Annotated in this window: 23 protein-coding genes and 1 riboswitch; of the genes, 12 read left to right on the top strand and 11 right to left on the bottom strand. The window is 72.2% G+C overall.

From position 1 onward, the window contains the following. Positions 1 to 7: 7 nt before the first annotated feature. Positions 8 to 1,294 (bottom strand): saccharopine dehydrogenase family protein, encoded by a 1,287-nt coding sequence (locus FB557_RS07585; RefSeq protein WP_144856985.1) that lies wholly within the window; start codon positions 1,292 to 1,294, stop codon positions 8 to 10. A gap of 208 nt (positions 1,295 to 1,502) precedes the next feature. Here FB557_RS07585 and FB557_RS07580 point away from each other — a divergent pair, with 208 nt between their 5' ends. Genes FB557_RS07580 through FB557_RS07570 form a run of 3 tightly spaced genes read left to right on the top strand, consistent with a single transcriptional unit; the run spans position 1,503 to position 3,979 of the window. Further along, positions 1,503 to 1,787 carry a hypothetical protein gene (locus FB557_RS07580; RefSeq protein WP_170236231.1) on the top strand — a complete coding sequence of 95 codons (285 nt, stop codon included), beginning with the start codon at positions 1,503 to 1,505 and terminating at the stop codon, positions 1,785 to 1,787. Beyond that, positions 1,784 to 3,028 (top strand): cupin domain-containing protein, encoded by a 1,245-nt coding sequence (locus tag FB557_RS07575; RefSeq protein WP_144856983.1) that lies wholly within the window; start codon positions 1,784 to 1,786, stop codon positions 3,026 to 3,028. Before FB557_RS07580 ends, FB557_RS07575 begins: the two co-directional genes overlap by 4 nt. Before the next feature lie 54 nt (positions 3,029 to 3,082). Continuing rightward, positions 3,083 to 3,979, top strand: a complete 897-nt coding sequence (locus tag FB557_RS07570; RefSeq protein ID WP_170236230.1) for a ferredoxin family protein — start codon at positions 3,083 to 3,085, stop codon at positions 3,977 to 3,979. A 28-nt stretch (positions 3,980 to 4,007) separates the two neighbouring features. Here the strand turns inward: FB557_RS07570 and FB557_RS07565 are convergent, their stop codons facing one another. Continuing rightward, positions 4,008 to 5,615, bottom strand: a complete 1,608-nt coding sequence (locus tag FB557_RS07565; protein WP_170236229.1) for a metallophosphoesterase family protein — start codon at positions 5,613 to 5,615, stop codon at positions 4,008 to 4,010. Positions 5,616 to 5,702: 87 nt separating this feature from the next. On the opposite strand from FB557_RS07565, the gene FB557_RS07560 reads away from it, so the two are divergent. Further along, positions 5,703 to 7,364: an FAD-binding dehydrogenase gene (locus tag FB557_RS07560; protein WP_144856980.1), complete on the top strand. Its 1,662-nt coding sequence runs from the start codon at positions 5,703 to 5,705 to the stop codon at positions 7,362 to 7,364. A gap of 393 nt (positions 7,365 to 7,757) precedes the next feature. Here the strand turns inward: FB557_RS07560 and FB557_RS07555 are convergent, their stop codons facing one another. Both FB557_RS07555 and FB557_RS07550 read right to left on the bottom strand, forming a co-directional pair. Beyond that, complete coding sequence (locus FB557_RS07555) at positions 7,758 to 8,735, bottom strand: NAD(P)H-quinone oxidoreductase (protein ID WP_144856979.1); 978 nt, start codon at positions 8,733 to 8,735, stop codon at positions 7,758 to 7,760. Positions 8,736 to 8,742: 7 nt separating this feature from the next. Further along, complete coding sequence (locus tag FB557_RS07550) at positions 8,743 to 9,027, bottom strand: DUF4235 domain-containing protein (protein ID WP_144856978.1); 285 nt, start codon at positions 9,025 to 9,027, stop codon at positions 8,743 to 8,745. A 73-nt stretch (positions 9,028 to 9,100) separates the two neighbouring features. After that, a riboswitch (TPP riboswitch) is annotated at positions 9,101 to 9,204 on the top strand. Here FB557_RS07550 and FB557_RS07545 point away from each other — a divergent pair. The 3 genes from FB557_RS07545 to FB557_RS07535 all read left to right on the top strand — a co-directional run bounded on the left by FB557_RS07545 (position 9,195) and on the right by FB557_RS07535 (position 12,660). Next, complete coding sequence (locus FB557_RS07545; protein WP_144856977.1) at positions 9,195 to 10,298, top strand: thiamine ABC transporter substrate-binding protein; 1,104 nt, start codon at positions 9,195 to 9,197, stop codon at positions 10,296 to 10,298. Its footprint overlaps the riboswitch before it by 10 nt. Beyond that, complete coding sequence (locus FB557_RS07540; protein WP_246074548.1) at positions 10,277 to 11,959, top strand: ABC transporter permease; 1,683 nt, start codon at positions 10,277 to 10,279, stop codon at positions 11,957 to 11,959. The genes FB557_RS07545 and FB557_RS07540 overlap by 22 nt, the downstream gene beginning before the upstream one ends. Before the next feature lie 101 nt (positions 11,960 to 12,060). Continuing rightward, on the top strand, positions 12,061 to 12,660 hold the full coding sequence (locus FB557_RS07535) for an ABC transporter ATP-binding protein (protein ID WP_246074547.1): 600 nt from the start codon (positions 12,061 to 12,063) through the stop codon (positions 12,658 to 12,660). Between the two features lie 3 nt (positions 12,661 to 12,663). Here the strand turns inward: FB557_RS07535 and FB557_RS14160 are convergent, their stop codons facing one another. Continuing rightward, complete coding sequence (locus FB557_RS14160; protein WP_170236228.1) at positions 12,664 to 13,134, bottom strand: MOSC domain-containing protein; 471 nt, start codon at positions 13,132 to 13,134, stop codon at positions 12,664 to 12,666. Between the two features lie 2 nt (positions 13,135 to 13,136). After that, positions 13,137 to 13,556 carry an MOSC N-terminal beta barrel domain-containing protein gene (locus FB557_RS07525; RefSeq protein WP_170236227.1) on the bottom strand — a complete coding sequence of 140 codons (420 nt, stop codon included), beginning with the start codon at positions 13,554 to 13,556 and terminating at the stop codon, positions 13,137 to 13,139. Positions 13,557 to 13,638: 82 nt separating this feature from the next. Here FB557_RS07525 and FB557_RS07520 point away from each other — a divergent pair, with 82 nt between their 5' ends. Next, positions 13,639 to 14,127, top strand: coding sequence for a flavodoxin family protein (locus FB557_RS07520; RefSeq protein ID WP_144856973.1), 489 nt, complete (start codon positions 13,639 to 13,641; stop codon positions 14,125 to 14,127). A gap of 107 nt (positions 14,128 to 14,234) precedes the next feature. On the opposite strand, the gene FB557_RS14330 is transcribed toward FB557_RS07520, so the two are convergent. Genes FB557_RS14330 through FB557_RS07505 form a run of 3 tightly spaced genes read right to left on the bottom strand, consistent with a single transcriptional unit; the run spans position 14,235 to position 16,274 of the window. After that, positions 14,235 to 14,807, bottom strand: a complete 573-nt coding sequence (locus FB557_RS14330) for a hypothetical protein (RefSeq protein WP_211356509.1) — start codon at positions 14,805 to 14,807, stop codon at positions 14,235 to 14,237. Between the two features lie 8 nt (positions 14,808 to 14,815). Further along, a complete protein-coding gene (locus tag FB557_RS07510; RefSeq protein WP_144856972.1) occupies positions 14,816 to 15,658 on the bottom strand; it encodes a hypothetical protein in 843 nt (280 codons plus the stop codon). 34 nt (positions 15,659 to 15,692) lie between these two features. Then, positions 15,693 to 16,274 carry a DinB family protein gene (locus tag FB557_RS07505; protein ID WP_144856971.1) on the bottom strand — a complete coding sequence of 194 codons (582 nt, stop codon included), beginning with the start codon at positions 16,272 to 16,274 and terminating at the stop codon, positions 15,693 to 15,695. Between the two features lie 42 nt (positions 16,275 to 16,316). On the opposite strand from FB557_RS07505, the gene FB557_RS07500 reads away from it, so the two are divergent. The 3 genes from FB557_RS07500 to FB557_RS07490 all read left to right on the top strand — a co-directional run bounded on the left by FB557_RS07500 (position 16,317) and on the right by FB557_RS07490 (position 20,228). After that, the gene (locus FB557_RS07500) at positions 16,317 to 17,060 is read left to right on the top strand and encodes a PIG-L deacetylase family protein (RefSeq protein ID WP_144856970.1); all 744 of its coding nucleotides are present in this window, start codon (positions 16,317 to 16,319) and stop codon (positions 17,058 to 17,060) included. Further along, positions 17,057 to 19,750, top strand: a complete 2,694-nt coding sequence (gene ppc / locus FB557_RS07495; RefSeq protein ID WP_144856969.1) for a phosphoenolpyruvate carboxylase — start codon at positions 17,057 to 17,059, stop codon at positions 19,748 to 19,750. The genes FB557_RS07500 and ppc overlap by 4 nt, the downstream gene beginning before the upstream one ends. 136 nt (positions 19,751 to 19,886) lie before the next feature. After that, complete coding sequence (locus FB557_RS07490) at positions 19,887 to 20,228, top strand: SRPBCC family protein (RefSeq protein ID WP_246074545.1); 342 nt, start codon at positions 19,887 to 19,889, stop codon at positions 20,226 to 20,228. On the opposite strand, the gene FB557_RS07485 is transcribed toward FB557_RS07490, so the two are convergent. Further along, entirely contained in the window at positions 20,176 to 21,120 is a 945-nt protein-coding gene (locus FB557_RS07485) for an esterase/lipase family protein (protein WP_144856967.1), read from the bottom strand. The genes FB557_RS07490 and FB557_RS07485 overlap by 53 nt on opposite strands. A 157-nt stretch (positions 21,121 to 21,277) precedes the next feature. Next, complete coding sequence (locus tag FB557_RS07480; protein ID WP_144856966.1) at positions 21,278 to 21,544, bottom strand: hypothetical protein; 267 nt, start codon at positions 21,542 to 21,544, stop codon at positions 21,278 to 21,280. Between the two features lie 29 nt (positions 21,545 to 21,573). Here FB557_RS07480 and FB557_RS07475 point away from each other — a divergent pair, with 29 nt between their 5' ends. After that, positions 21,574 to 23,115, top strand: a complete 1,542-nt coding sequence (locus FB557_RS07475; protein ID WP_144856965.1) for an APC family permease — start codon at positions 21,574 to 21,576, stop codon at positions 23,113 to 23,115. The last annotated feature ends 63 nt before the right edge of the window (positions 23,116 to 23,178 follow it).

Below are 23,178 nucleotides of genomic sequence, written 5' to 3'. Positions count from 1 at the left end.
GCCGGGGTCAGGAGTCGGCAGTGGTGTCAACGACGGCGTCGAAGGTGAAGTCGAAGCCGCGCAGCCGCTCGATGAGCGGCTCGGCCATCGCGACCGCGGTGGTGAGCACGCCCCCTTCGCCACGCGCCTCGTCGGCCGCGAGGCACAGGGCCGACTGGCCGAGCATGATCGCCGTGCCGTTGTAGCCCGGGTCGTACGGCGCGGCGACCGTGGTGCGCACGGTCTGACCGGACGTCGTCTCGGCGACGATCTCGAGCCGGAAGCGGCCCTTGGCCCGGCTGTCCTCGTCCGGGCCCTCGCCCGGCGCGGGCAGCGCCTTGTCGAGCAGGGCACGGGTGGGGCCGAACGCCATGCCGCCGAGCATCCCGAGCAGGCCGACGCTCATCCCGGTGGCCATCATCGGCGAGGTGACCTTCGTGCCGAAGTCGGTCACCTCGGCGTAGCGGAAGTCGCGCCCGTACGCCCAGTCGAGCAGGGCGTTGCTGCGGCGCACGACCCGCGTGTTGTAGGCGGCCATGACGAAGGGGCCGGTCCAGCGCCCGTCCTCCGTGCGCCGCACCGGGAGCGAGCCGGTGATCTTGTCCAGGACCCGCGCCGGGGTGCTCTGGTCGCTGCTTCGGCGAGTCCGCCGCGAGCTGGGCTCGGCTGCCCGGTCGGGGCTGAGCGCGTACGGGTCGGCGGCGGTGCGGCGGGCCACCTTGTCCGAGCTGTCGATGGCCTGCTGGCGCATCGAGTCGATCGTCCCGCCGCTCAGCCCCCCGCGCAGCGAGCGCACGAAGAGCACGGTCCGGGTCAGCTCGCCGAGGCCGCGCTCCCGGGCCTCCTGAGCGGTGAGCCAGACGCCGAGGTCGGAGGGGATGGAGTCGAATCCGCAGGACGGGACGATCCGCGCTCCCGTGCTCGCGGCCAGCTCGTGGAAGGCGTCGGCGACGTCGCGGACGAAGAGCACCTCGCCGGTGAGGTCGCAGTAGTCGGTGCCCGCCTCGGCGCAGGCCCGGACGACCTCCTTGCCATAGCGCACGTACGGGCCGACGGTCGTCGCGACAACCCGGGTGCGGGCGGCGAGGGCGTCGCAGCCGGCGCTGTCGGAGGTGTCGAGGACGATCTGCTCCCAGGTGTGGGCCGCGCCTCCGAGCCGCTCGACGAGGGCCGCGAGCTTGGCGCGGGAGCGACCGGCGATGCCGATGCGAAGGTCGGCGGGAGCGTGGTCGCGCAGGTGCGCGGCCGTCAGCTCGCCGACGAAGCCGGTCGCTCCGAGGAGGACGAGGTCGAGGTCTCGAGTGGTCTTGGCCATGGAGGCACGATACGGACTGCGGCGAAGGGGGAGTGCCCCCTGGCCGAAACCCCCGCTGGTCTTCCGGGAGGGGCAGGATGGTGAGACGCCCGCGGCACGGGTGCCGCGGGCCCGATCCGAAGGAGGCAGAGGATGACTCAGCCAGGCGACGAGGAGATCAAGCCCGGTCACGGCCCCGCCGACGGCGGCGCTGGTGACGGTGGCGCCGATGGTGGCGCGGACGGCGGCGCCGGTGACGGTGGCGCTGACGGCGGTGCTGGTGACGGCGCTGCTGGTGACGGTGGCGCCGATGGCGGTGCTGGTGACGGCGCTGCTGGTGACGGTGGCGCCGATGGCGGTGCTGACGGCGGTGCTGGTGACGGCGCTGCTGGTGACGGTGGCGCCGATGGCGCTGCTGGTGACGGCGCTGCTGGTGACGGTGGCGCCGATGGCGGTGCTGGTGACGGTGGTGCCGACGGCAGCGCGTCCCCGGTCGAGCGTGGCCTCTGAGTGAGCGCCACGACTCCCGTCAGTGAACAGGCGGGCCGGCCCGGTGCTCCCACCGGTCTGGCCCGCCTCGTCGCGATCGACCGCGACGAGTTCGCCGATCAGCACTGGGGTACCCAGCCCCTGCTCTCCCGCGCCGGTGAGCTGCCCGCCCCCTTCGCCGACCTCCTCTCCAACGACGCGGTCGACGAGCTGCTCTCCCGCCGGGGGCTGCGCACCCCCTTCGTCCGGGTCGCCAAGGGCGGGCGCACCATGGCCGAGCGTGACTTCACCCGGCCGGGCGGCACCGGAGCGATGGTCGCCGACCAGGTCAGCGACACCGATCTCACCCGGCTCTTCGCCGACGGCCACACCATCGTGCTTCAGGGGCTGCACCGGACCTGGGGGCCGCTGACCGACTTCGTCCATGACCTCGCCGATGACCTCGGGCACCCGGTGCAGGCCAACGCCTACATCACACCGCCGCAGAGCACCGGGTTCTCCGCCCACTACGACGTGCACGACGTCTTCGTCATGCAGGTCAGCGGCGAGAAGACCTGGCGCATCCACGAGCCCGTCTTGCGCGACCCGCTGCGCACCGAGCCGTGGGGCGAGCGCTCCGACGCCGTCGGGCGGCAGGCCGAGGGTGAGCCCTACCTCGAGGCGACGCTCCAGCCCGGTGACTGCCTCTACCTGCCGCGGGGGTGGCTGCACTCCGCGACCGCACTCGGCGGGGTGAGCAACCACATCACGCTCGGCGTGCACACCTGGCAGGGCGGGCACGTCCTCGACGCCGTCGTCGCCGAGGCACGGATGCTCATCGCCGACGACCCCGAGCTGCGCGCCTCCCTCGACCTCGGGGTCGACGTCGCGGATGCCGCGACCTATGGGGAGGAGATCGAGGCTGCCCGCGACGCGCTCGGCGCGGCGATGGGCCGGGTCGACCCGGCCCGGGTGGCGGCCCGGGTCGCCGCCCAGCGGCGGGGGACCGCTCGACCGTCGCCGACGAACCCGGTGCGCACCACCGAGCAGCTGGGGCAGATGCGCGCCGCTCCCGACCGGTGGCGGCTGCGTCTGCGCGAGCACCTCGACGCTCGTCTGCTCGACGGGGTGCTGCTCTCGCGGGCGGGTCGGCTGCGGATCGCCGAGGAGCACGAGGACGCGATCACCCGTCTGCTGCGCTCGGGTGCGCTCGCCGTCGACGACGTCGGCGCCGAGGTCGCGGCCCGGCTGGTCACCGCCGGTGTCGCCGTGCTCGAGCCGGCCTGACCACCGCCCGGTGCCGACTCCCACCGCCCAGGTCCGCCGCGTAGGGTCGGGTCGATGACCGACCTGCCGCCCAGCGCCGCCGACCCCGCGGCTCCCGCGGCGCGGCGGTGGCGCTGCTCGTTGGCGGCGCTCGAGCGTGGCGACCAGCGGGTGGGGACGGCGGTCCCCGCCCCACGGTGGATGCTCGTCGGCCATCGCGGGCCGTGGACCGACAAGGCCGCGACGACCCCGCCGATCCCCGACGTCCGGGGCGCCCTGGTCCGACGGCTCGACCTCGTCGGCGCCCGGCTGCAGCTCGTCCGCCGGCACGGTCGGGCGCTTGAGCAGGGCGCGGACCAGCCGGTGATCCTCGTCGACTCGGTGCGGGGCCGGGTGCTGCGCACGACCTGGCGCGATCCCGGCGACCTCGTGACGATCGCCGAGGCGTTCCAGGACGGGCTGCCTGATGTCTGCGCCGACCCGATCGTCCTCGTATGCACCCATGGCAAGAAGGACGTCTGCTGCGCCATCGAGGGCCGCCTCGTGGCGCGCGTCCTCGACGACGTCCTGCCCGGCTCGGTGTGGGAGACGACCCACCTCGGCGGCGACCGCTTCGCCGGCAACGTCGCGATCCTCCCCGACGGGTCGATGTACGGCGGGGTGGATGGCAGCACCGCTCCGGACGTCGTCATCGGTCACCTCGACGGGCGCGTCGACCTCGACCGATGGCGCGGGCGGACGGTGTGGACGGCGCCGGAGCAGGTCGCGGTGCTCGACCTCCTGCGCGAAGGGGTGAGCCTGGCCGACGTCGTCGGCGTGCGGTCCAGCCAGCTGGAGCAGCACCGCTTCGAGGTCGAGGTGCAGACCGTCAGCGGGCCGCGCTGGCGGCTCGTGGCTCGCGGATTCACCGAGCCTCACCGGCTGACCTGCAGCGGTGGTCCCGCGGTCGCCGCCCGTTGGACGGTCCTCTAAGCCTGCGGTGACGGGTCGAGCGGCCGGGTCATTCCCCCTTCGCCGAGGGGCTCTCCTCGCCCGAGTCGTTCTGCGACGAGCCGTCCTGCGACGAAGCCTGCTCCGCCGACGAGCCGAGCGGACGGGTGCTCACCCCCCGCTCCCAGCTGCACCGGCGGCCCGGCTCGGGCTCGGTCATGCTTCGTGAGGCATTGAGCACCGAGACCTCGTCGAAGTCGGGCCGGCCCTCGATGACGGCGCGGTACCGGTACCGGGTCAGGGTCTTGGCGCGGCACTCGTCATCGAGCGTCAGCACGTCGAAGGCGCTGGGCTGGCCGACGAGCTCGGCGTCCGGCCCGGTCGGCTGGAAGTACTTCAACGCCCCGCCGCCGGTGAAGCTGCCGACCTCGAGGTGGTTCCCGTCGAGGCGGGGGGTGTGGCCATGACCGTTGACGAGCAGCCGCCCGGGCACGTCGTCGAGGGCGGGACGCTCATGGCTGATGACGATGTCGGGCGCGGTGGCCTCACCGAGCGCCTCGAGCCAGGCGTCGCGGGCGGAGTGCTGCTCACCGACCTCACCGCTGTCGGAGTCGCCGTAGTAGCGCGGGTCGTTGAAGCCGCCGATGCGCAGGCCGCGTACCGAGACCTCGTGATAGCTGCCGTCGCCGGGGTCGGGCAGGACGACGCCCTCGACCTCGGCGAGCTCGCGCAGCAGGCGGGTGTCGGACGGCGAGGTCGCGTCGTGGTTGCCCCGGACGAAGACGTAGGGCACCCCGAGCGACTCGATGCCCCGGGTGATGCCCGCGATCTTGGCCTCCTCGACCGTGCCGAGGTTGATGATGTCGCCGGTGTCGACGACGACGTCGACGTCGCGCTCCTCGACGATCGTGCGCATCAGCTCGTACTGGTTGGTGCCGTGGATGTCGGAGACGAAGAGCACCGTGAGCGCCGGCGGCGTCCCCAGGGTCGACGGGGTGTACTCGTTGCTCACCGCCGCCGAGAGCGCCAGCAGGTTGCGCAGGTACGGGGTCGCCTGCGCGGACCGGGTCTCGAGATCGGTGAGCAGGTCGGAGCTGGCGGCGGCGATCTGCAGCAGGCCGGTGCTGCGGACGGCCGCGAAGTGCTCCGGCCGGTAGGTCTGGCGAGCGGTCCAGCCCACCAGCCCCGTGGTGAGCGCCCAGGCGATGGCCGTCGCGACGACCTGGGCCGCGGAGGGGCGACTCCTCCGGATCAACCAGTTCAGACCGAGCGCCGCGAGCGAGGTGCCCAGCCCCCCGAGGGCGAAGCGCACCGCGACCCCCTGCACGGCTGCGCCGATGGCCTCGCTGCGTTCCGCCTCGGTGACCATGAGCGAGGCCTGGTCGACGCGGCCTCCTGCGACGAGGTCGCCGATCTCGGGGCGCACCCGCGGCTCGACGACCACCCCGAGGGCATGCCCGGTGAACTCGGCGGCGATCGTTCCGACCACGGTGTCCGCGTGGATCGAGCTGGAGTCCGCCGGGTGCGCCGACAGCGACACGTCGGCGGCGTAGTACGAGGTGCGGACCGTCGTCGGGAAGAGCACGGTGGCTGTGATCCCGCCGTAGAGCGCCACGACCGCGACGAGGATCGCGAGGGCAGCCCGGCGCACCCCGGTGTTGCGGATCAGTGCTGGCACGGGCACACGATAGAGGCCCTGGCTGACCCTCCTTCGCTCCTCGTCGGTACCTCCCGCCATCGCACTACCCGCGGGTAGGATCGGGTCATGGACGCAGATGTCATCGTCGTCGGCCACGGCCTCGCCGGCCTGGTCGCCACCGCCGAGCTGGCCGACGCGGGCCGCACGGTCCTCCTCGTCGACCAGGAGTCCGAGGCCAACCTCGGGGGGCAGGCGCACTGGTCGTTCGGTGGGCTGTTCTTCGTCGACAGCCCGGAGCAGCGGCGGATGGGGATCAAGGACACCCCGGAGCTGGCGATGCGCGACTGGATGGGCACGGCCGGCTTCGACCGCGAGGAGGATCACTGGCCGCGCCGGTGGGCCCACGCCTACCTCGACTTCGCCGCGGGGGAGAAGCGCTCCTGGCTGCACCAGCAGGGGATGCGCTGGTTCCCGATCGTCGGCTGGGCCGAGCGCGGCGACGGGACGGCTACCGGTCACGGCAACTCGGTGCCCCGCTTCCACATCACCTGGGGGACCGGGCCGGGGGTCGTCGAGCCCTTCGCACGACGGGTGCAGGAGGCGCGCGAGGCCGGGCTGGTCACCTTCGCCCACCGGCACCGGGTCGACCGTCTGGTCGTCGAAGGGGGTGCCGTCACCGGTGTGGCGGGAGCCGTGCTCGCCGACGACGCCTCGCCGCGGGGTGAGGAGACCAACCGTGATGAGGTGGGCGAGTTCACCTTCGCGGCCGACGCCCTGCTCGTCGCCAGCGGCGGGATCGGGGGCAACCACGACCTGGTCCGCGCGGCCTGGCCGGAGCGCCTCGGGGAGCCGCCGCGGCGGATGATCACCGGGGTACCGGCGCACGTCGACGGCCGGATGATCGAGATCACCGAGGCGGCCGGCGGCCGGCTGATCAACCGCGACCGGATGTGGCACTACGTCGAAGGGGTACGCAACTGGGACCCGATCTGGCCGGGCCACGCGATCCGGATCCTGCCTGGACCGAGCTCGATGTGGTTCGACGCGACCGGGCAGCGCCTGCCGGCGCCGCTCTTCCCCGGGTACGACACCCTCGGCACGCTCGCCTACCTGCGACGCTCGGGCCACGACCACTCGTGGTTCATCACCAACACGACGATCGCCGGCAAGGAGTTCGCGCTCTCGGGGTCGGAGCAGAACCGCGACCTCACCGAGCGCTCGCTCGCCCAGGTCGCGCGGCGCCCGGTCACCCCCGTGTACCCGTCGGTGCAGGCCTTCCTCGACAAGGGCGTCGACTTCGTCCAGGCGGACACCGTCGAGGAGCTCGTCGCGAAGATGAACCTGCTGCGCGAGGACGGCGACCCCGAGCTCGACGCGGCCGAGATCGCCGCGCAGATCGAGGCGCGCGACGACCAGGTCGACAACCCGTTCAGCAAGGACGCGCAGCTCGCCGCGATGGAGGTGGCCAGCCGCTACCGGGGGGACAAGATCTCCAAGCGCACCTTCCCGCGCCACCGGATCACCGACCCCAAGCGGGGGCCGCTCGTCGGGGTCAAGCTGCACATCCTCTCGCGCAAGACCCTCGGCGGCTTCGAGACCGACCTGTCGGCGCGGGTGCTCGGCCACGACGGCGAGCCGATCCGCGGCCTGTACGCCGCGGGCGAGGCGGCCGGCTTCGGCGGCGGTGGCGTGCACGGCTACCGGGCGCTCGAGGGCACCTTCCTCGGCGGTTGCATCTTCTCCGGCCGCACGGCCGGCCGGGCGATGGCCGGCGAGCTCGCCGACTGACCCCCCTTCGCCCCCTTCGCCACCTTCGCCACCCCACCCCAGATCCGAATTTCCCTAGGTTCCTGTCAGACGCCGAGGAACTTTCTAGGGCGCCTTGTCAGAACCCTGGGCGCCTGATGTCCGGATCCACCCACGTCCGGGCCGCCGCAGCGAGATCCGCCCTGCGCGCCATCGGTGACGCCCGCGAAGGGGTGCCCCGCCCCCCGCGCCATCAGGCGCCCGGGATGCTGACAACTCGCCCGTGAACTTTCCCAGGGACCTGACAGGAACCTAGGGAAATTCGGATCTTGGGGGCGGGGCGGGGGGCGAAGGGGGGTGAGCAGCGCCCCATAAGAGGGGCGCTCGCACCTGAAGCAGCGTGGGCGCGGAGTTGTACCTCGGCCGGCTTGGGCCCTACGTCGTGAGTAGGAGCTTGCCGATGTGGCCGCTGTCCTCGAGGTCGCGGTGGGCCTGGGCGGCGTCCTCGAGGGGGTAGCGCTGGTGGACCACCGGGCGCACCTGACCGCTCTCGACCAGGGGCCAGACGTGCTCGCCGGCGGCGGCGACGATCGCGGCCTTCTCGTCCAGCGGGCGGGCCCGCAGCGAGGTCGCGATGACCGCGGCCCGCTTGGTGAGCAGCGCCGCGAGGTCGAGCTCGCCGGTGCGCCCACCCATGAGCCCGATGATCACGAGACGCCCCGACGTGGCGAGGGCCTCGACGTTGCGCGGCAGGTACTTCGCCCCGATGTTGTCGAGGATGACGTCGGCGCCGTGCCCGTCCGTGGCGTCCTTGACCCGCTCGACGAAGTCCTCGTCCTTGTAGTTGATGAGGATGTCGGCGCCGAGCTCGCGGCAGGCGTCGAGCTTGGCCTGCGAGCCTGCGGTCACCGCGACCCGGGCACCGACCGCCGAGGCCAGCTGGATAGCCATCGTCCCGATCCCCGAGGACCCGCCGTGCAGCAGGACGGTCTCACCCTGTTGCAGACCCGCGGTCATGAAGACGTTGCTCCACACCGTGCACACGACCTCCGGGAGGGCCGCCGCGTCGACCAGGGACACCCCCTTCGGCACCGGGAGCACCTGGGTGGCGGGCACGGCCACCGCCTCGGCGTAGCCGCCGCCGTCGAGGAGGGCGCAGACCTCGTCGCCGACGGCCAGCCCGCTCACCCCTTCGCCCACCTCGGCGATGGTGCCGCTGACCTCGAGACCGGGCAGCTCCGACGCCCCCTTCGGCGGCGGGTAAAGGCCCTTGCGCTGCATCACGTCCGCCCGGTTGACGCCCGCAGCGGCGACGTCGATGACGACCTCACCCGCTCCCGGCGTCGGTCGTGACGCATCGATGAGGGTGAGGACGTCGGCGTCCCCGGCCGTGGAGATCGAGATCGCGCGCATGCCCGCCTCAGTCGTTGAGGCGCTCCCTGCGCATCTCGTCGGGCAGCTGCCCGGCCGAGCGGGCATAGACCTGCGCGGCCTTGCGGGTCGCCATCGTGCGGGCGATACCCATCGCCAGACCGATCGCGGCGGCGTAGATCAGCGCCTCGATGATCGGGCTGTCGGGGTCGGTCGGGTCGATGCTCGAGTCACCACCGGCCTTGTCCCACACCGCGTCGACGACCTTGTTCGCGATCATCCCGGCGAGGATCGCCCCACCGGTGCCCATGACCTTCCAGACTGCGTTGCCCATGACTGCTCACCTTTCGCTTCTGCGATGTCTGTACCCACTCCGAACTCTGCCACAGGAGTCGACTAACATCGCTGGAGTCCGACAGGGGAGCGCAGAGCGCTGAGAGTGCGGGAGAGCCCGCAGACCCTCCAACCTGATCCGGTTCGTACCGGCGTAGGGAGTCATCCATGACGCGTACCACCACCTCCGTCCTGACCGCCGCGGTTGCCGCCGCCGCCCTGACCGGCTGCTCGCTCGGCTCGGGTGGGTCGAGCCAAGAGACGAGCGAGGGGTCGAGCTCGGCGAGCGCGTCCGCAGCAGAGAAGTCCTGCACCGGCGACGGCGAGCTCACCCTCATCACCCACGAGTCGTTCTCGCTGCCCGAGGAGCTCGTCGCCGACTTCGAGAAGAGTTCGGGCTGCACCTTGAAGACCGTGACCTCCGGCGACGCCGGGCTGCTCACCAACAAGCTCGTCCTGACCAAGGACAGCCCGGTCGCCGACGTCGTCTTCGGCATCGACAACACCTTCGCCTCCCGCGCGGTGGGCGAAGGGGTCCTCGCCGCCTACGAGCCGGAGCTGCCCGAGGGCGCGCAGGAGCACGCGCTCGCCGAGGGCGGCGACCGGCTCACCCCGGTCGACTTCGGCGATGTCTGCGTCAACATCGACGACGCGTGGTTCGAGCGCGAAGGGGTGACCCCGCCGACCACCCTCGACGACCTCACCAAGAGCGAGTACCAGGACCTCTTCGTCACCCCGGGCGCCTCGTCCTCCAGCCCTGGCCTGGCCTTCCTCCTCGCGACGATCGGGGCGAAGGGGGAGGACGGCTGGGAGGAGTACTGGCGCGAGCTCGTCGACAACGGCGCGAAGATCACCTCGGGCTGGTCCGACGCCTACGGCGTCGACTTCAGCGCCGGAGAGGGCGAGGGGGACCGGCCGATCGTCCTCTCCTACGCCTCGAGCCCGCCCTTCACCATCCCCGAGGGCAAGGACGAGCCGACCACCTCGGCGCTGCTCGACACCTGCTTCCGCCAGGTCGAGTACGCGGGGGTGATCGAGGGGACCGACCAGGCCGGCGGAGCGCAGGCCTTCGTCGACTTCATGCTCAGCGACGAGGTGCAGGCGGCCTTCCCCGAGACGATGTACATGTACCCGGTCTCCTCCTCGGTCGAGCTGCCCGAGGCCTGGGCGAAGCACGCGAAGACCGCCGACGACCCGCACCAGGTCGACCCGCAGACCATCGACGAGAAGCGGGAGAGCTGGATCCGTACGTGGACGGACATCACCAGCTGATCGGGCACGTCCGGCGCGGGCCGAGGCCCGGACCGACGGTCGCGGCGCTGCTGCTCGCGGTCGTGCCGCTGGCCTTCCTCGGGGTCTTCTTCCTCCTGCCGCTGGGCGGGATGCTCACCCGCGGCTTCGTCCCCGACGGCCAGCTGGACCTCGGCGCGGTGGGGGACGTCCTGGGCCGATCCCGCACCGCCCGGGTGGTCGGCTTCACCCTCGGGATCTCGACCTTGGCGACCGCGGTGACCCTCGCGCTCGGGCTGCCGACCGCCTTCGCCCTGCACCGGCTCGCCATCCCCGGAGCCGACGCGCTGCGAGCGCTGGTCATCATGCCCTTCGTCATGCCCGCGGTCGTCGTCGGTGTGCTCTGGCGCGGGCTGCTGGCCAGCTCCGGACCCCTCGGCTGGCTCGGCCTCGACGGGTCGTGGGTGGCGATCCTTCTCGCCATGGTCTTCTTCAACGTCGCGGTCGTCGTGCGCACCGTCGGCGCTGCGTGGGACGGGCTCGATCCGCGCACCGCTGAGGCGGCGGCCGCCCTCGGGGCGCCGCCGCTGCACGTGCTGCGTACGGTCCTCCTGCCGGCGCTGCGGCCGGCGATCCTCTCTGCGGCGAGCGTGGTCTTCCTCTTCTGCTCCACCGCCTTCGGGGTCGTCCTCACCCTCGGCGGGCTGCGCTACGCCACGATCGAGACCGAGATCTACTTCCTCACCACCTCACTGCTCGACCTGCAGGGCGCCGCGGTCCTCTCGGTGCTCCAGCTCGTCGCCGTCGTCGCTCTGCTCTGGGTGACCGAACGAGCCCGCCGGGCCGGCCGCGGGGTGCGACGGCGCGGGCGAAGGGAGAGCCGCAGGCTCCCCCTTCGCCGTCACCACCTGCCGGCCCTGGCCGTCCTCGGCGCCGTGATCGCGCTCATCCTCGCGCCGCTGCTCGGTGGCCTGGCCCGCTCGCTGCGGCGCGGCGGGGAGTGGACGCTGGCGAACTACGCCGATCTCGCGCTCGCCCAGCCCGGGGTCGGGGTGAGCGGCTGGCAGGCGCTCGGCACGTCGTGGCGGATCGCGGTCGACGCGGCGCTGCTGTCGGTGGTGCTCGGGCTGCTCGTCTCGCTCGCGGTGACCCGGCGACCGAGGTCGCGGACGGGGCGGTCGCTGCTCGCGGGCCTCGACGCGGCGTTCATGCTGCCGCTCGGGGTGTCCGCGGTGACGATCGGATTCGGCTTCCTCATCACCCTCGACCGACCGCCGCTGGACCTGCGGTCCTCACCGGTGCTCATCCCGATCGCGCAGGCGATGGTGGCGCTGCCGCTCGTGGTCCGCACGATCGCCCCCGTGCTGCGGCATGTCGATCCGCGGCAGGGGGAGGCGGCGGCCACCCTCGGGGCGGGTCCGCTGCGGCGCTGGGTGACCGTCGAGCTGCCCGTGCTGTGGCGGCCCCTGCTCGCGGCGGTCGGCTTCGCGCTCGCGGTCTCGCTCGGGGAGTTCGGGGCCACGTCGTTCCTCATCCGCCCCGACGACCCGACGATGCCCGTGCTCGTGTACCGGCTCATCGGCCGGCCCGGGGCAGCGGAGCAGGGGACGGCGATGGCGGCAGCGGTCGTGCTCGCGGCGGTTACCGTCGCGGTCATGGCGCTGGTGGAGCGGTTGCGGATCAGCTCGGTGGGGGCGTTCTGATGGGTGGGGTCCCTTCGAGGCTCGCTGGCGCTCGCACCTCAGGGAGCGGGAAGGGTCTGCGCTGCGAGGACGTCTCGGTCACCTTCGGGGAGCTGCGGGCGGTGGACCACGTCGACCTGGCCGTCGCGCCGGGGGAGGTGGTCGCGGTGCTCGGTCCGTCGGGGTGCGGCAAGTCGACGCTGCTGCGGGCAGTCGCCGGGCTGGAGCCGCTCGCGAGCGGGCGGGTGCTCTGGCACGGTGAGGACCTCGCCGGGACGGCGACCCATCGGCGTGGCTTCGCGATGATGTTCCAGGACGGGCAGCTCTTCGGGCACCTGAGCGTCGCGCGCAACGTCGGCTACGGGGCGCGGCTTCGGGGTCTGCGTGGATCGGCGCTCGATGCGGAGGTCGCGCGGCTGCTTGACCTCGTCGGGCTCTCCGGGCGTGGGGAGGACGATCCGCTCACCCTCAGCGGCGGGCAGCAGCAGCGGGTGGCGCTGGCTCGCTCGCTCGGTGCCGGGCCGCGGCTCATCCTGCTCGACGAGCCACTCTCGGCGCTGGACCGTGAGCTGCGCGAGCGTCTCGCGGCGGACCTTCGCTCGGTGCTGGCCGACTCCGGCACGAGCGCGATCCTCGTCACCCACGACCACGGTGAGGCCGAGGTGATCGCCGACCGGGTGGTGCAGATGGAGGCCGGTCGGCTCGCGAGCACGGCGCCGTAGGCATCAGGGTCTCGGTCGACTCCGCTGTTGCCCCAGATGCTGGGGCAACGGCGAAGCGTCCCGACCTGGCCCGTCGGCTCGCCGCGGCTGCACCTCGTCGCCGATGCACAGCCAGCCCGGGCCCTCCGGGACGAGCCGCAGGCCGAACCACGTCGCTGCATCCCATCGCCGCCGGACGGACAGGGTGCGCAACGGCTCCGGACCCGCCTCGCCCGTGACCGGGTCGACCGAGGTGACGGCGCACCGGTCGCACAGCGCGCTCACCCGGTAGGTCACCTCACCCAGGCGCACCCGCTGCCACTGGTCCTCGGCGAAGGGGAGGTCCCCGTCGATCACGACGTTCGGCCGAAAGCGACCCATGGCCAGGTCCTCGCCAGCGGGGTCCCCCCTTCGCTTGGCCTCCTCGTTGGCCCAGTCCTGCAGCTGCCGCAGCGACGCCCGACTGGTCAGGACGAGCGGGGAGGACCACGACAAGGTCAGGCAGTCCCCGTCCTGACCGCCGAGGGCGGCGGGATCGGGCGGCTCGCCGGATCGGGCTGCCAGAACAGGCGAAGGGGGCGACCCACCCCTTCGCTGATCCAGTCGTCGACGTCTCCGCCGGCCGGGATACCGCTCGCTCCCGGTGCGCCCCCGATCGGCACGGGACGGCCCGTCGGCGGGGTCACCGTGCGGGTTCGGCTGCCCGCCCGGATCGTCACCGCACCCGATGCGTCGTCGCTCGTCGCCGCGAGCCGAAGGAGCCTGCGGTCGAGGAGGGCCGTCATCTTGTGGCCGCCCGGGTCGACCAGGCCCCACCGGCGGTCGCCGGCCAGCCCCCACGGCTCGACCCGCGCCCGGGTCGCGGCCTGACCGGCGAGGGACTTGACCGGGTAGACCCAGATGTCGGTGACCTGCACGGGTCCATCGTCGAGGATGACCGTTCGTCTGATGTTCCCCGGGGATCTGCGACGGGGCGGGGCTCTGGCACGATCGAGGGGCATGAGCCGTCTACTCCTCGTCCATCACAGCCCCACCCGGTCGATGCAGGCGCTGCTTGAGTCGGTGCTCGCCGGTGCCCGGGACGACCAGATCGAGGGCGTCGAGGTCGTGAAGCGTCCCGCGCTCGAGGCGACGGCCGAGGATGTGCTTGCGGCCGATGGATACCTGCTCGGGACGCCGGCGAACTTCGGGTACATGTCGGGTGCGCTGAAGCACTTTTTCGACAGCACCTTCTTGCACGTCGGCGGGGCGCTGGGGGAGGACGGTCAGGGTTCCGGGGACGGCGGCCAGGTCAAGAAGCCCTTCGGCCTCTATGTCCACGGGCGCTACGACACGACCGGCGCGGTGCGCTCGGTGCACGGCATCGTCTCCGCGCTCGGATGGCGCCAGGCCTTCGACGACGTCGAGGTGATGGGCGAGGTCGACGATGCGGCGCGCGGCCGAGTCCAGGAGCTCGGGGCGACACTCGCCGCGCTGCTCAGTCCGTAGCTGGTCGGTGCATCGCTGGTCGGTCTGCGCAGGAGCGCGGACGGGTCAGGAGTCGCGGGCGCAGGAGCGCGACCGGGTCCAGCGGTCGCGGGCGGGGCGTAGACGCGTCAGGCGTGGCGCGGGGTGTAGCGGCTGTGCCGCGGGGCATGCTGCCGGTTCGCGATGGACCGCGCGGTCATCAGCGAGCAGACGATGAGGGCGTAGCCGCCTAGCCAGGCCCAGCCACCGATCAGCCCGATCACCGCGCCGAGCAGGACGATCGCGCTGATCATGACCGCCAGAGCGATGAGGTTGCGCCGCACGGCGTCGGCGGACGCGGCGCTGGCGTGGCGGCTGCGCCCCCGGGCCCGACCCGCCGGCGTGGACGCTGCGGGTGCCGCGGTGGGCTCCGGTGCTGCGGTGGGCGCCGGTGCCGCGGTCGGCACGGGTGCGGCTGCTGCGGGTTCGGGCATGGGCCTCGCCTGGAGGTGATCGAGCGTGACCGGTACGAGGACGGCGCCGCCGGTGGCCAGTCGCGGGATGATGGCGGTGTCGACGTCGTCCTCGTCACCGGCGAACCACTCGTCGAGCATCTCGACCTCGACCTGGTCGACGGCCCGGTCGACCTGAGAGTCGGACCACGACTTAGGCGCCTGCTCGCGTGGTGCCGTCTGCTGTCCGACTCGGGTCCGCTGCGCCATGCGGGCCATCATGACGGGTCATCACCCTCCCGGGCGAGGGCGGCACGCCGGAGGGCGGAGACGTTCTGCTGTTGTGCATCTCGCGTTCGCCGGCGCCGACCCAGCTCGGCCCGTGCGGCGTCGGCGCGCTCCCGTGCCACGCGGAGTGCCTCCTGGGCGCGAGCGAGCTCTGCCTGGGCCTCGTCGAGCGCCTCTTGAGCAGGGACGATGTCGGCCTCGGCGGTCTGGAGGCGCACGACCGCCGCTGCCAGCTCGTCCTGCGCCCGCTCGTCCTGCGCCGCCTCCGATGAGCCCGCCTCAGACGAGCAGGGGTCAGCCGACTCACCGCCCCCGTCGGCCGGGACGAGCCGCAGGTGCGCCCGCGTCGCGACCGCGTCGTCCAGATCCACCTCACCGAAGCCCGAGTAGCTCAGCGACCGGACGAGCATCCCCGAGGCCAGCGCGGCCGCGCTGCCCGCGTCGGCGAGCGCGGCGATGACGGTGGCGCTCACCTCGTCGACCCCGCTCGCCGGCAGCGGTCGCTCACGCTCTCGCGCGACGCCCTCCACCCCGGCGACCACGCGGGTGAGCAGCTCCTCCCGCTCCTGCCGCAGCTCACGCAGGGCGCGGGCATCCCCCTTCGCCTGCAGGCTGCGCATCGCCGACCCCAGTCGCTGCACGTCAGCGATCAGCCCGGGGTCCTCGCGGACGAGCTGGTTGAGCAGCCACGCCGAGACCGTTGGCTTGCGCAGCCGCCGGACCTGCGCCGCCTCGTCGGTATCGGCGACGAGACGGGCGACCCGGGTGCGGGTCGGCACGAAGTCGGCCAGCTCGCAGCCGTACAGCTCGGTCACCGCCTCGTCGAGATCCACGCGTCGATCCTGCCCGACCTGCCCGATCCCGCGCTCAGCAGCCGTCGGCGATCCGCTGCAGCCGCTCCCGGTAGTCCGCCCACCACTGCTCGTCGTGCTCGGGGACGTTGCTCATCCCCGGCCGCAGACCGACGTCCCCGTCGAGCTGCTCGCGCAGGATGTCGGCGTGCCCGGCATGCCGGGCGACATCGGCCGAGACGTGCGCGATGAGCCGTCGCAGGGTGGGGTGACGCCGGTCTTCGGGCCACCACGGCACGGTCGCCGTCGCGTCCAGGTCGGTGCTCGCGAAGGTCTCGTCCGCCTGCGCCCAGGCGGTCCGGGCGAGCGCGACGATGTCGGCCGCGGACTCCCCTTCGCCGGCGTACATATCGAGGTTGTCGTCGATGTCGCTCTCGTCCTGCGCCCACGGGTACGGCACCGGGCTGGGCCGGTCGAAGCAGTCGCCGAAGTACCCCAGCTCGACGAAGGCGCAGTGCTTGACCAGGCCGAGGAGGTTGGTGCCGGTCCGGGTGAGCGGGCGGCGCTGGTCGCGCTCGGAGAGTCCCTCCAGCTTGAGCAGCAGGGCTGCCCGGGACGTGCGAAGGGGGATGAGCAGCTCCTCCGTCTCAGGTGTCATGACGCCTCCTCCGTGCGCGCTCATCGCGGATAGCGTGAGGCTATGCCCCTGGAGCCCCTGCCGGACCGTGACCTGCGCCGCGTGCTGTGCGTCGTCGCCCACCCCGACGACATGGAGTACGGCACCTCCGCCGCGATCTCCGCCTGGACCAGGCGAGGCGTCGAGGTGACCTACCTGCTGCTCACCAGCGGCGAGGCCGGTATGCAGGTCCCGCCGGATGAGGTCGGTCCGGTCCGAGCACGGGAGCAGGCCGCCGCGTGCGAGCAGGTGGGGGTCTCGAACCTGCGCATCCTCGACCACCCGGACGGGATGCTCGTCTACGGCCTCGAGCTGCGCCGCGACGTCGCCCGGGTGATCCGAGAGGTGCGGCCGGACGCGGTCGTCACGACGAACTTCGACGTCGAGGCATACGGCGGGCTGAACCAGGCCGACCACCGGGTCGCCGGCCTGGTGACCGTCGACGCGATCCGCGACGCGGACAACACCTGGGTCTTCCGTGAGCTGGCCGACGAGGAGGGCCTGGCGAAGTGGGGGACAGGCTGGCTGCTCGTCGCGGGCCACCCCGAGCCCACGCACGGGGTCGAGGTCCAGGCGCGGGACGTCGAGTCGAGCGTCGCCTCGCTCTCCTGCCACGAGGCCTACCTCGCCGCGCTGCCCGGCCATCCGGCGCCGGAGGAGTTCATCCCGGAGATCCTCCGCCAGGGTGGTGAGGCACTGGGTGTCGAGCGCGCGGTGACCTTCCGCGCCTACCGGATGGGCGGGATCGCCCAGGAGGAGGAGAAGTGAACGCTGCACCCGAGAGCGCGCTGCGCCGCGACATCCGGCTCGTCACCTCCCTGCTCGGTGAGACCCTCGTCCGCGCGGAAGGGCAGGAGCTGCTCGACCGGGTCGAGGAGGTCCGGGCCCAGGCCAAGCAGGGCTCGCTCGCGTCGATGCCGGGGCTGCCTGAGGGAGCCGACGGAGACCTGGAGCAGGCGGCACGGGTCGCGCGGGCCTTCACCTCCTACTTCTTCCTCGCCAACGTCACCGAGCAGGTGCATCGCGGCCGGGCGCTGCGTCGTCACGTCGAGGGCGAAGGGGGATGGATCGAGCAGACCGTGCAACGCATCGTCGACGCCGGGGTGGCCGCCGACCAGCTCACCGACGAGCTGGAGGCGCTCTGCGTGCGACCGGTCTTCACCGCTCACCCGACCGAGGTGACCCGGCGTTCGACCCTGGACAAGCTGCGCCGCATCGCCCGGCTCCTCGACGAGGAGGACTCGCCTCGTCGGACGCGCCGGCTGGCGGAGAGCATCGACCTGCTGTGGGCGACCGACGACATCCGGGTCGAGGCGCCGGACCCGACCGACGAGGCCCGCAACGGCGTCTACTACCTCGAGGGACTCAACCGGGCCGCGGTCCCCGACGTCGTCGAGGAGCTGCGCGACCGGGTCGCCGCGGCCGGGGCCGAGCTGCCGCTGGCCGCTGTCCCCCTTCGCTTCGGCACGTGGATGGGCGGGGATCGCGACGGCAACCCCAATGTCACCCCCGCGACCACCCGCGAGGTCCTCACCCTCCAGGCGGTGCACGGCATCCGGCTGCTCATCTCCCGGGTCGACGTGCTGCGCCGCGACCTGTCGGTGAGCAGCCGACTCTCGCAGATCTCGGGCGAGCTGACCGAGCGGCTCGAGGAGATGCTCGACGGCCTTCCCGGGATCGCCGGGCGCTACCGGCGGCTGAACTCCGAGGAGCCCTACCGGCTCTTCCTCACTGCCGTCACGGCTCGGCTGCGGCTCACCGAGGAGCGCGTCGCCGCCGGGGCCGAGCACGTGCCGGGGAGCGACTACGCCGACGACGCCGAGCTGCTCGAGGACCTTCTGCTGCTGCACCGCTCGGTCACGGCCCACCAGGGGGAGCTCGTCGCCTCCGGAGAGCTGGAGCGGCTCATCCGCACGGTGCGGGCGACCGGCCTGACCCTGGCCACCCTCGACGTGCGCGAGCACTCCCAGAAGCACCACGACGCGGTCGGGGCACTCCTCGACCAGCTCGGCGACCTCGACCGCCGGTACGCCGATCTCGACCAGCCGGAGCGGATGCGGGTGCTCGCCGCCGAGCTGGCCGGCCGTCGCCCGCTGGCTCGCCAGCCGCTCCCGCTGGACGAAGGGGGAGCGCTGACCGCCGAGACGTTTGCGGCCGTGAAGTGGGCGCTGAGCTCCTTCGGGCCGCGCACCGTCGAGAGCTACATCGTCTCGATGACCCGGCACGCCGATGACATCCTCGCGGCGGTCCTCCTCGCCCGCGAGGCGGGTCTGGTCGACATTCACCGCGGGGTCGCCCGGGTCGGCTTCGTCCCCCTGCTGGAGACGGTCGAGGAGCTCGGCAAGGCCGAGGAGATCATCGACGCGCTGCTCAGCGACCCCTCGTACCGCGAGGTGGTCCGCGCCCGCGGCGAGGTCCAGGAGGTGATGCTCGGCTACTCCGACTCGAACAAGTCCGGCGGCATCGCGGCGTCGCAGTGGCAGATCCAGCGGGCACAGCGGGTGATCACCGACCTCGGGGCGCGCCACGGGGTGCGGATGACCTTCTTCCACGGTCGGGGCGGGTCCGTCGGCCGCGGTGGCGGGCCGACCTACGAGGCGATCATGGCGCTGCCGGCCGGCACCGTCGCCGGCGAGGTGAAGATCACCGAGCAGGGTGAGGTGATCAGCGACAAGTACGCCCTGCCCGTGCTCGCCCGGTACAACCTCGAGCTCATGGTCGCCGCCACCCTCGAGGCGTCGGTGCTGCACCGCGAGCACCGACGCAGCGCCGAGCAGGCCAGCGCCTGGGACGCCCTGATGGACCGGGTCGCCTCGGGCGCCGAGTCGCGCTACCTCGACCTGGTGCGTCGGCCCGGGCTCGCGTCGTACTTCGTCGACTCCACCCCGGTCGACCTGCTCGGCGCGCTGCGGATCGGGTCGCGGCCCTCGCGCCGCCCCGGGGCCGACGCCGGGCTGGACGACCTGCGCGCGATCCCCTGGGTCTTCGGGTGGACCCAGTCCCGGCAGATCGTGCCCGGCTGGTACGGCGTGGGGTCGGGGTTGGCGGCAGCGGCGGACGACCTCGACACCCTGCGCGAGATGTACCGGTCCTGGCCGTTCTTCACCAGCTTCGTCGACAACGTCTCGATGACCCTGGCCAAGACCGACCTGGCGATCGCGCGGGAGTACGTGAGGACCCTCGCGCCGGACGGGCTGGACACGCTGGCGGAGATCGAGGACGAGTACCGGCGCACCACCGAGCAGGTGCTGCTCGTCACCGGCGCCGACCGTCTGCTCGACGACGACCCGGTGCTGCGGACCACCCTGGAGATCCGTGACACCTACCTGCTGCCCCTGCACCACCTGCAGGTGCAGCTGCTGCGACGTCGCCGCGACGGCGGTGACGACCCGGCGCTGGAGCGGGCCCTGCTGCACACCGTCAGCGGGATCGCCGCGGGAATGCGCAACACCGGGTAGCCGTAGGCCGGCTCGGGGCATACTGACCGCGAGCAGCTGACCCCCCTGGCACCTGCCGAACTGGTACCGAGAGGCACTCGGCAGGGGCACCTTCGCCATCTCCCGAGAGATCACGATCGACGCGCCGCGCGAGCGGGTGTACCGACTCGTCGACACCCTGCGCGAGTGGGAGCACTGGTCGCCGTGGGAGGACGCCGACCCGAACATGGAGCACACCTACACCGGCCCGGAGCGCGGCGTCGGCTGCACCCAGGCCTGGTCGGGTAACAAGGAGGCCGGCGAAGGCGCGATGGAGATCACCTCCTCCAGCGAGGACGGGGTAACCATCGACCTACGCTTCGTCAAGCCGTTCAAGGCGCACAACCAGGTGCGGATCGACCTCGACGAGGTCGCCTCCACCACCGCCGGCGGGGCGGCGCGAGGCGTCAGAGGATGGGGGCGTTCGGTGCGCAGCGCACGAAGGTCCACCGCGAGCTGAGCGCTCGATTGGTCAGGTCGATCGCGCGCGGTGAGTAGACCATCGAGAGGTGGTCGCTCAGGTCGATCGCGCAGCCACGCTGCAGGGTGATGTTGTCGACCTCCGAGCCGGACCCCTCCTCGAGGAAGGTCGCCTGATAGGGAGTGGAGACCTCGTCGTAGCGAGTCCCGATGACGGTGTAGTCGACGCCCGGCACCGTGTCGGGGGTCGAGGTGAGGTCCTGCATGTAGGCCGACCCACGGATCTGGTCCACGGCCGCCTGCCCGAGGCTCGCGCCGATCGGCTCCTCGCCGGCGACCTCGCGGGCGAAGGTGCCCAGCCCGCTCAAGGTGGTGCCGTGATGGGTCGCGCCGAGGGTGACGACGTGGTCGACGCCGTTCCCTCCCTCCTCCTTGAGCACGTCGGAGATGATCGTCCCGCCCTGGGACCAGCCGACGAGGTCGAGGGTGTCGGAGCCGGTGCGCTGGCGGACGGTGGCCATGAAGGCAGACAGCTCGCCGGCGTTGCTCTCCAGCCCGGTCGTGCCGTAGACCCCCGGGAGCTGCGCGATGAGCGACGAGCCGTCGGTCCCGTAGTTGAAGGAGTACAGGCAGTGGCCGGCGGCCTTGAGCGCCGGCGCCATCCGGGCGAAGGAGGTGTAGTGGTTCGAGAAGGTCCCGTGGACGAGCACCACGGGGTCGGGGTTGACCGAGGTGGTGCGGCAGGACCAGTCGTTGACCCCGAGCGGGAGGGCGTCAGGGGCGCCCGTGGAGTAGGCCAGGGCCCCGGTGAAGTTCAGCTGGTAGGGGCCGTACCTCTCGGGGGCGGCGCTTGCGGGTGAGGCTGCCAAGCCGAGGACGAAGGGGGTGGCCGCCACGGCGGCCAGGGCGGTGCGGGCTGACGTCATTGTCATCGTGGTTCTCCTGCTGTGGCGGTCACGAGGTCACCTCGCGTCCGGGGCGGCGTTGCCTCGGCGTCGACAACCTAGGGCGGCGGTCGGCTCCTGCGGCGGGCGCTGTGGCCATATTCACAAGCGAACGAGCAGGAGGTGAGGTGTTCGTCGCGTGCGGTCACGCACGTACCGCCAGCGTCGCCGCGGCGACGAGCACGAGCACCGTGACCAGCCCGATGGTCGGCACAAGGGCGCCGACGGCTGCCGGCGAGAGGATCGAGGTGATCGCTCCGACGACGAGCAACCCGTGGGCCCCAGGCCCTACCCACCCTTCGACGATCGACCTGCCGCCCAGCCTGCGGGTGCTTGCACGAGCACACGTGGGTACGGGGTCGTAGGTCTCGATCTGGTCACGCTCTGCCTGCGACGGGGTGAGGTCGGTCATCCTGACCTTGAGGAGACGGGGAGGTCGCGATGAACGAAGATCCAGGCGCAGGCGACGGGCCGGTGACGGTCGATGACGCGCGGCCGGGCAAGGGCCTCAAGGCCGGCGCGGTCGGCTTCTGGGACGGGGTCGCGATCGGCGTCGACTCGACCGCCCCCGCCTACACCATCGCCGCGGTGCTGGGGTCGATCGCGCTCGTCGCCGGGACCAAGGCGCCGGCCGTGCTCATCGTCAGCTTCGTCCCGATGCTCTTCATCGCCGGAGCGTTCTACTACATGAACCGCGCCGACCCGGACTGCGGCACCACCTTCTCCTGGGTGACTCGAGCGATGGGTCCGTGGTTGGGGTGGATCGGCGGCTGGGCGATCTTCTCCACCGGCGTGCTCGTCATCGGGGCGCAGGCGGACGTCGCGGCGAAGTACACCTTCGTCGTCCTCGGCCTGGACTCCCTCGCCGAAAACAGGGTCGCCGTCGTCGTCTTCGCCTGCCTCATGGTGCTCGCGCTGACCTGGCTGTGCGTGCGCGGCACGGAGATGTCCGCCCGCTTCCAGCGGATCATGGTCGGCTTGCAGGTCGGGGCGCTGCTCCTCTTCGTCGTCGTCGCGATCTACCGGATGGCCACCGGCGACAACGGCGAAGGGGGTGCCGGGTTCAGCCTCGACTGGTTCAACCCGGTCGGCCTGTCGGCCAGCGCGCTCATCAGCGGGATGCTCCTCGGCGTCTTCTGCTACTGGGGGTGGGAGTCCGCGGTCAACCTCAACGAGGAGTCCGAGGACACCCTGGATGCCCCGGGCCGGGCCGGCGTGGTCTCGACGATCATCCTGCTCTTCGTCTATCTCGGCTCGGCGGTCGCGATCCTCGGGATGCTCAGCCTGGACACCCTCGGCGAGTACGACGACGACGAGGCGCTCTTCGGCCTCGTCGGCGAGATCGTCCTCGGCCCGCTGGACTGGTTGCTGCTGCTCTCGATCATCGTCTCCGGCCTGGCCTCGACCCAGACGACGATCCTGCCCGCCTCGCGCGGGTCGCTCTCGATGGCCGTCGCCGGCGCCTTCCCGGCGAAGTTCAAGGAGGTGCACGCCGACTACGGCACCCCCGCCTTCGGCACCTGGGTGATCGGCGCGGCCGCGATCGTCTGGTACGTCGTCGGCTCGATGATCTCCCAGAACTTCCTCTTCGACAGCCTCTCGGCGCTCTCGATCGTCGTCGCCTTCTACTACGGCCTGACCGGCATCGCGTGCGCGATCTACTGGCGCAAGGAGCTGAGCCGCTCGGTCAAGGGCTTCCTCGTCGTCGGGCTCGCCCCCGTGATCGGCGCGATCACCCTCTTCGTCCTGCTCGTGGCGGCGATGCGGGAGTACGCCGACCCGGAGGCGTCCTACACCGAGACCGCGATCCTCGGCGTGGGTGCCCCGCTCTTCATGGCCCTGCTCATCTTCGTCGTTGGACTCGTCTTCATGGTGGTCTCGCGGATGACGTTCGCGCAGCGCTACTTCGAGCGGGACGGCTTCGAGGAGGTCTCGGACGAGGTGGCCCGGGCCGCGCTCGGGCCGGCCGGACCCGGCCAGTAGGGACCCGCGCAGGAGGGATGAACGCGCGAGGGATCGGTGCCCTGGAGCGGGCGACGTAGGCTG

The sequence above is a fragment of the Marihabitans asiaticum genome, assembly GCF_007828725.1.
In the GTDB taxonomy this organism is placed as follows: domain Bacteria; phylum Actinomycetota; class Actinomycetes; order Actinomycetales; family Dermatophilaceae; genus Marihabitans; species Marihabitans asiaticum.
This window is presented reverse-complemented; position numbering and strand designations above follow the sequence as displayed.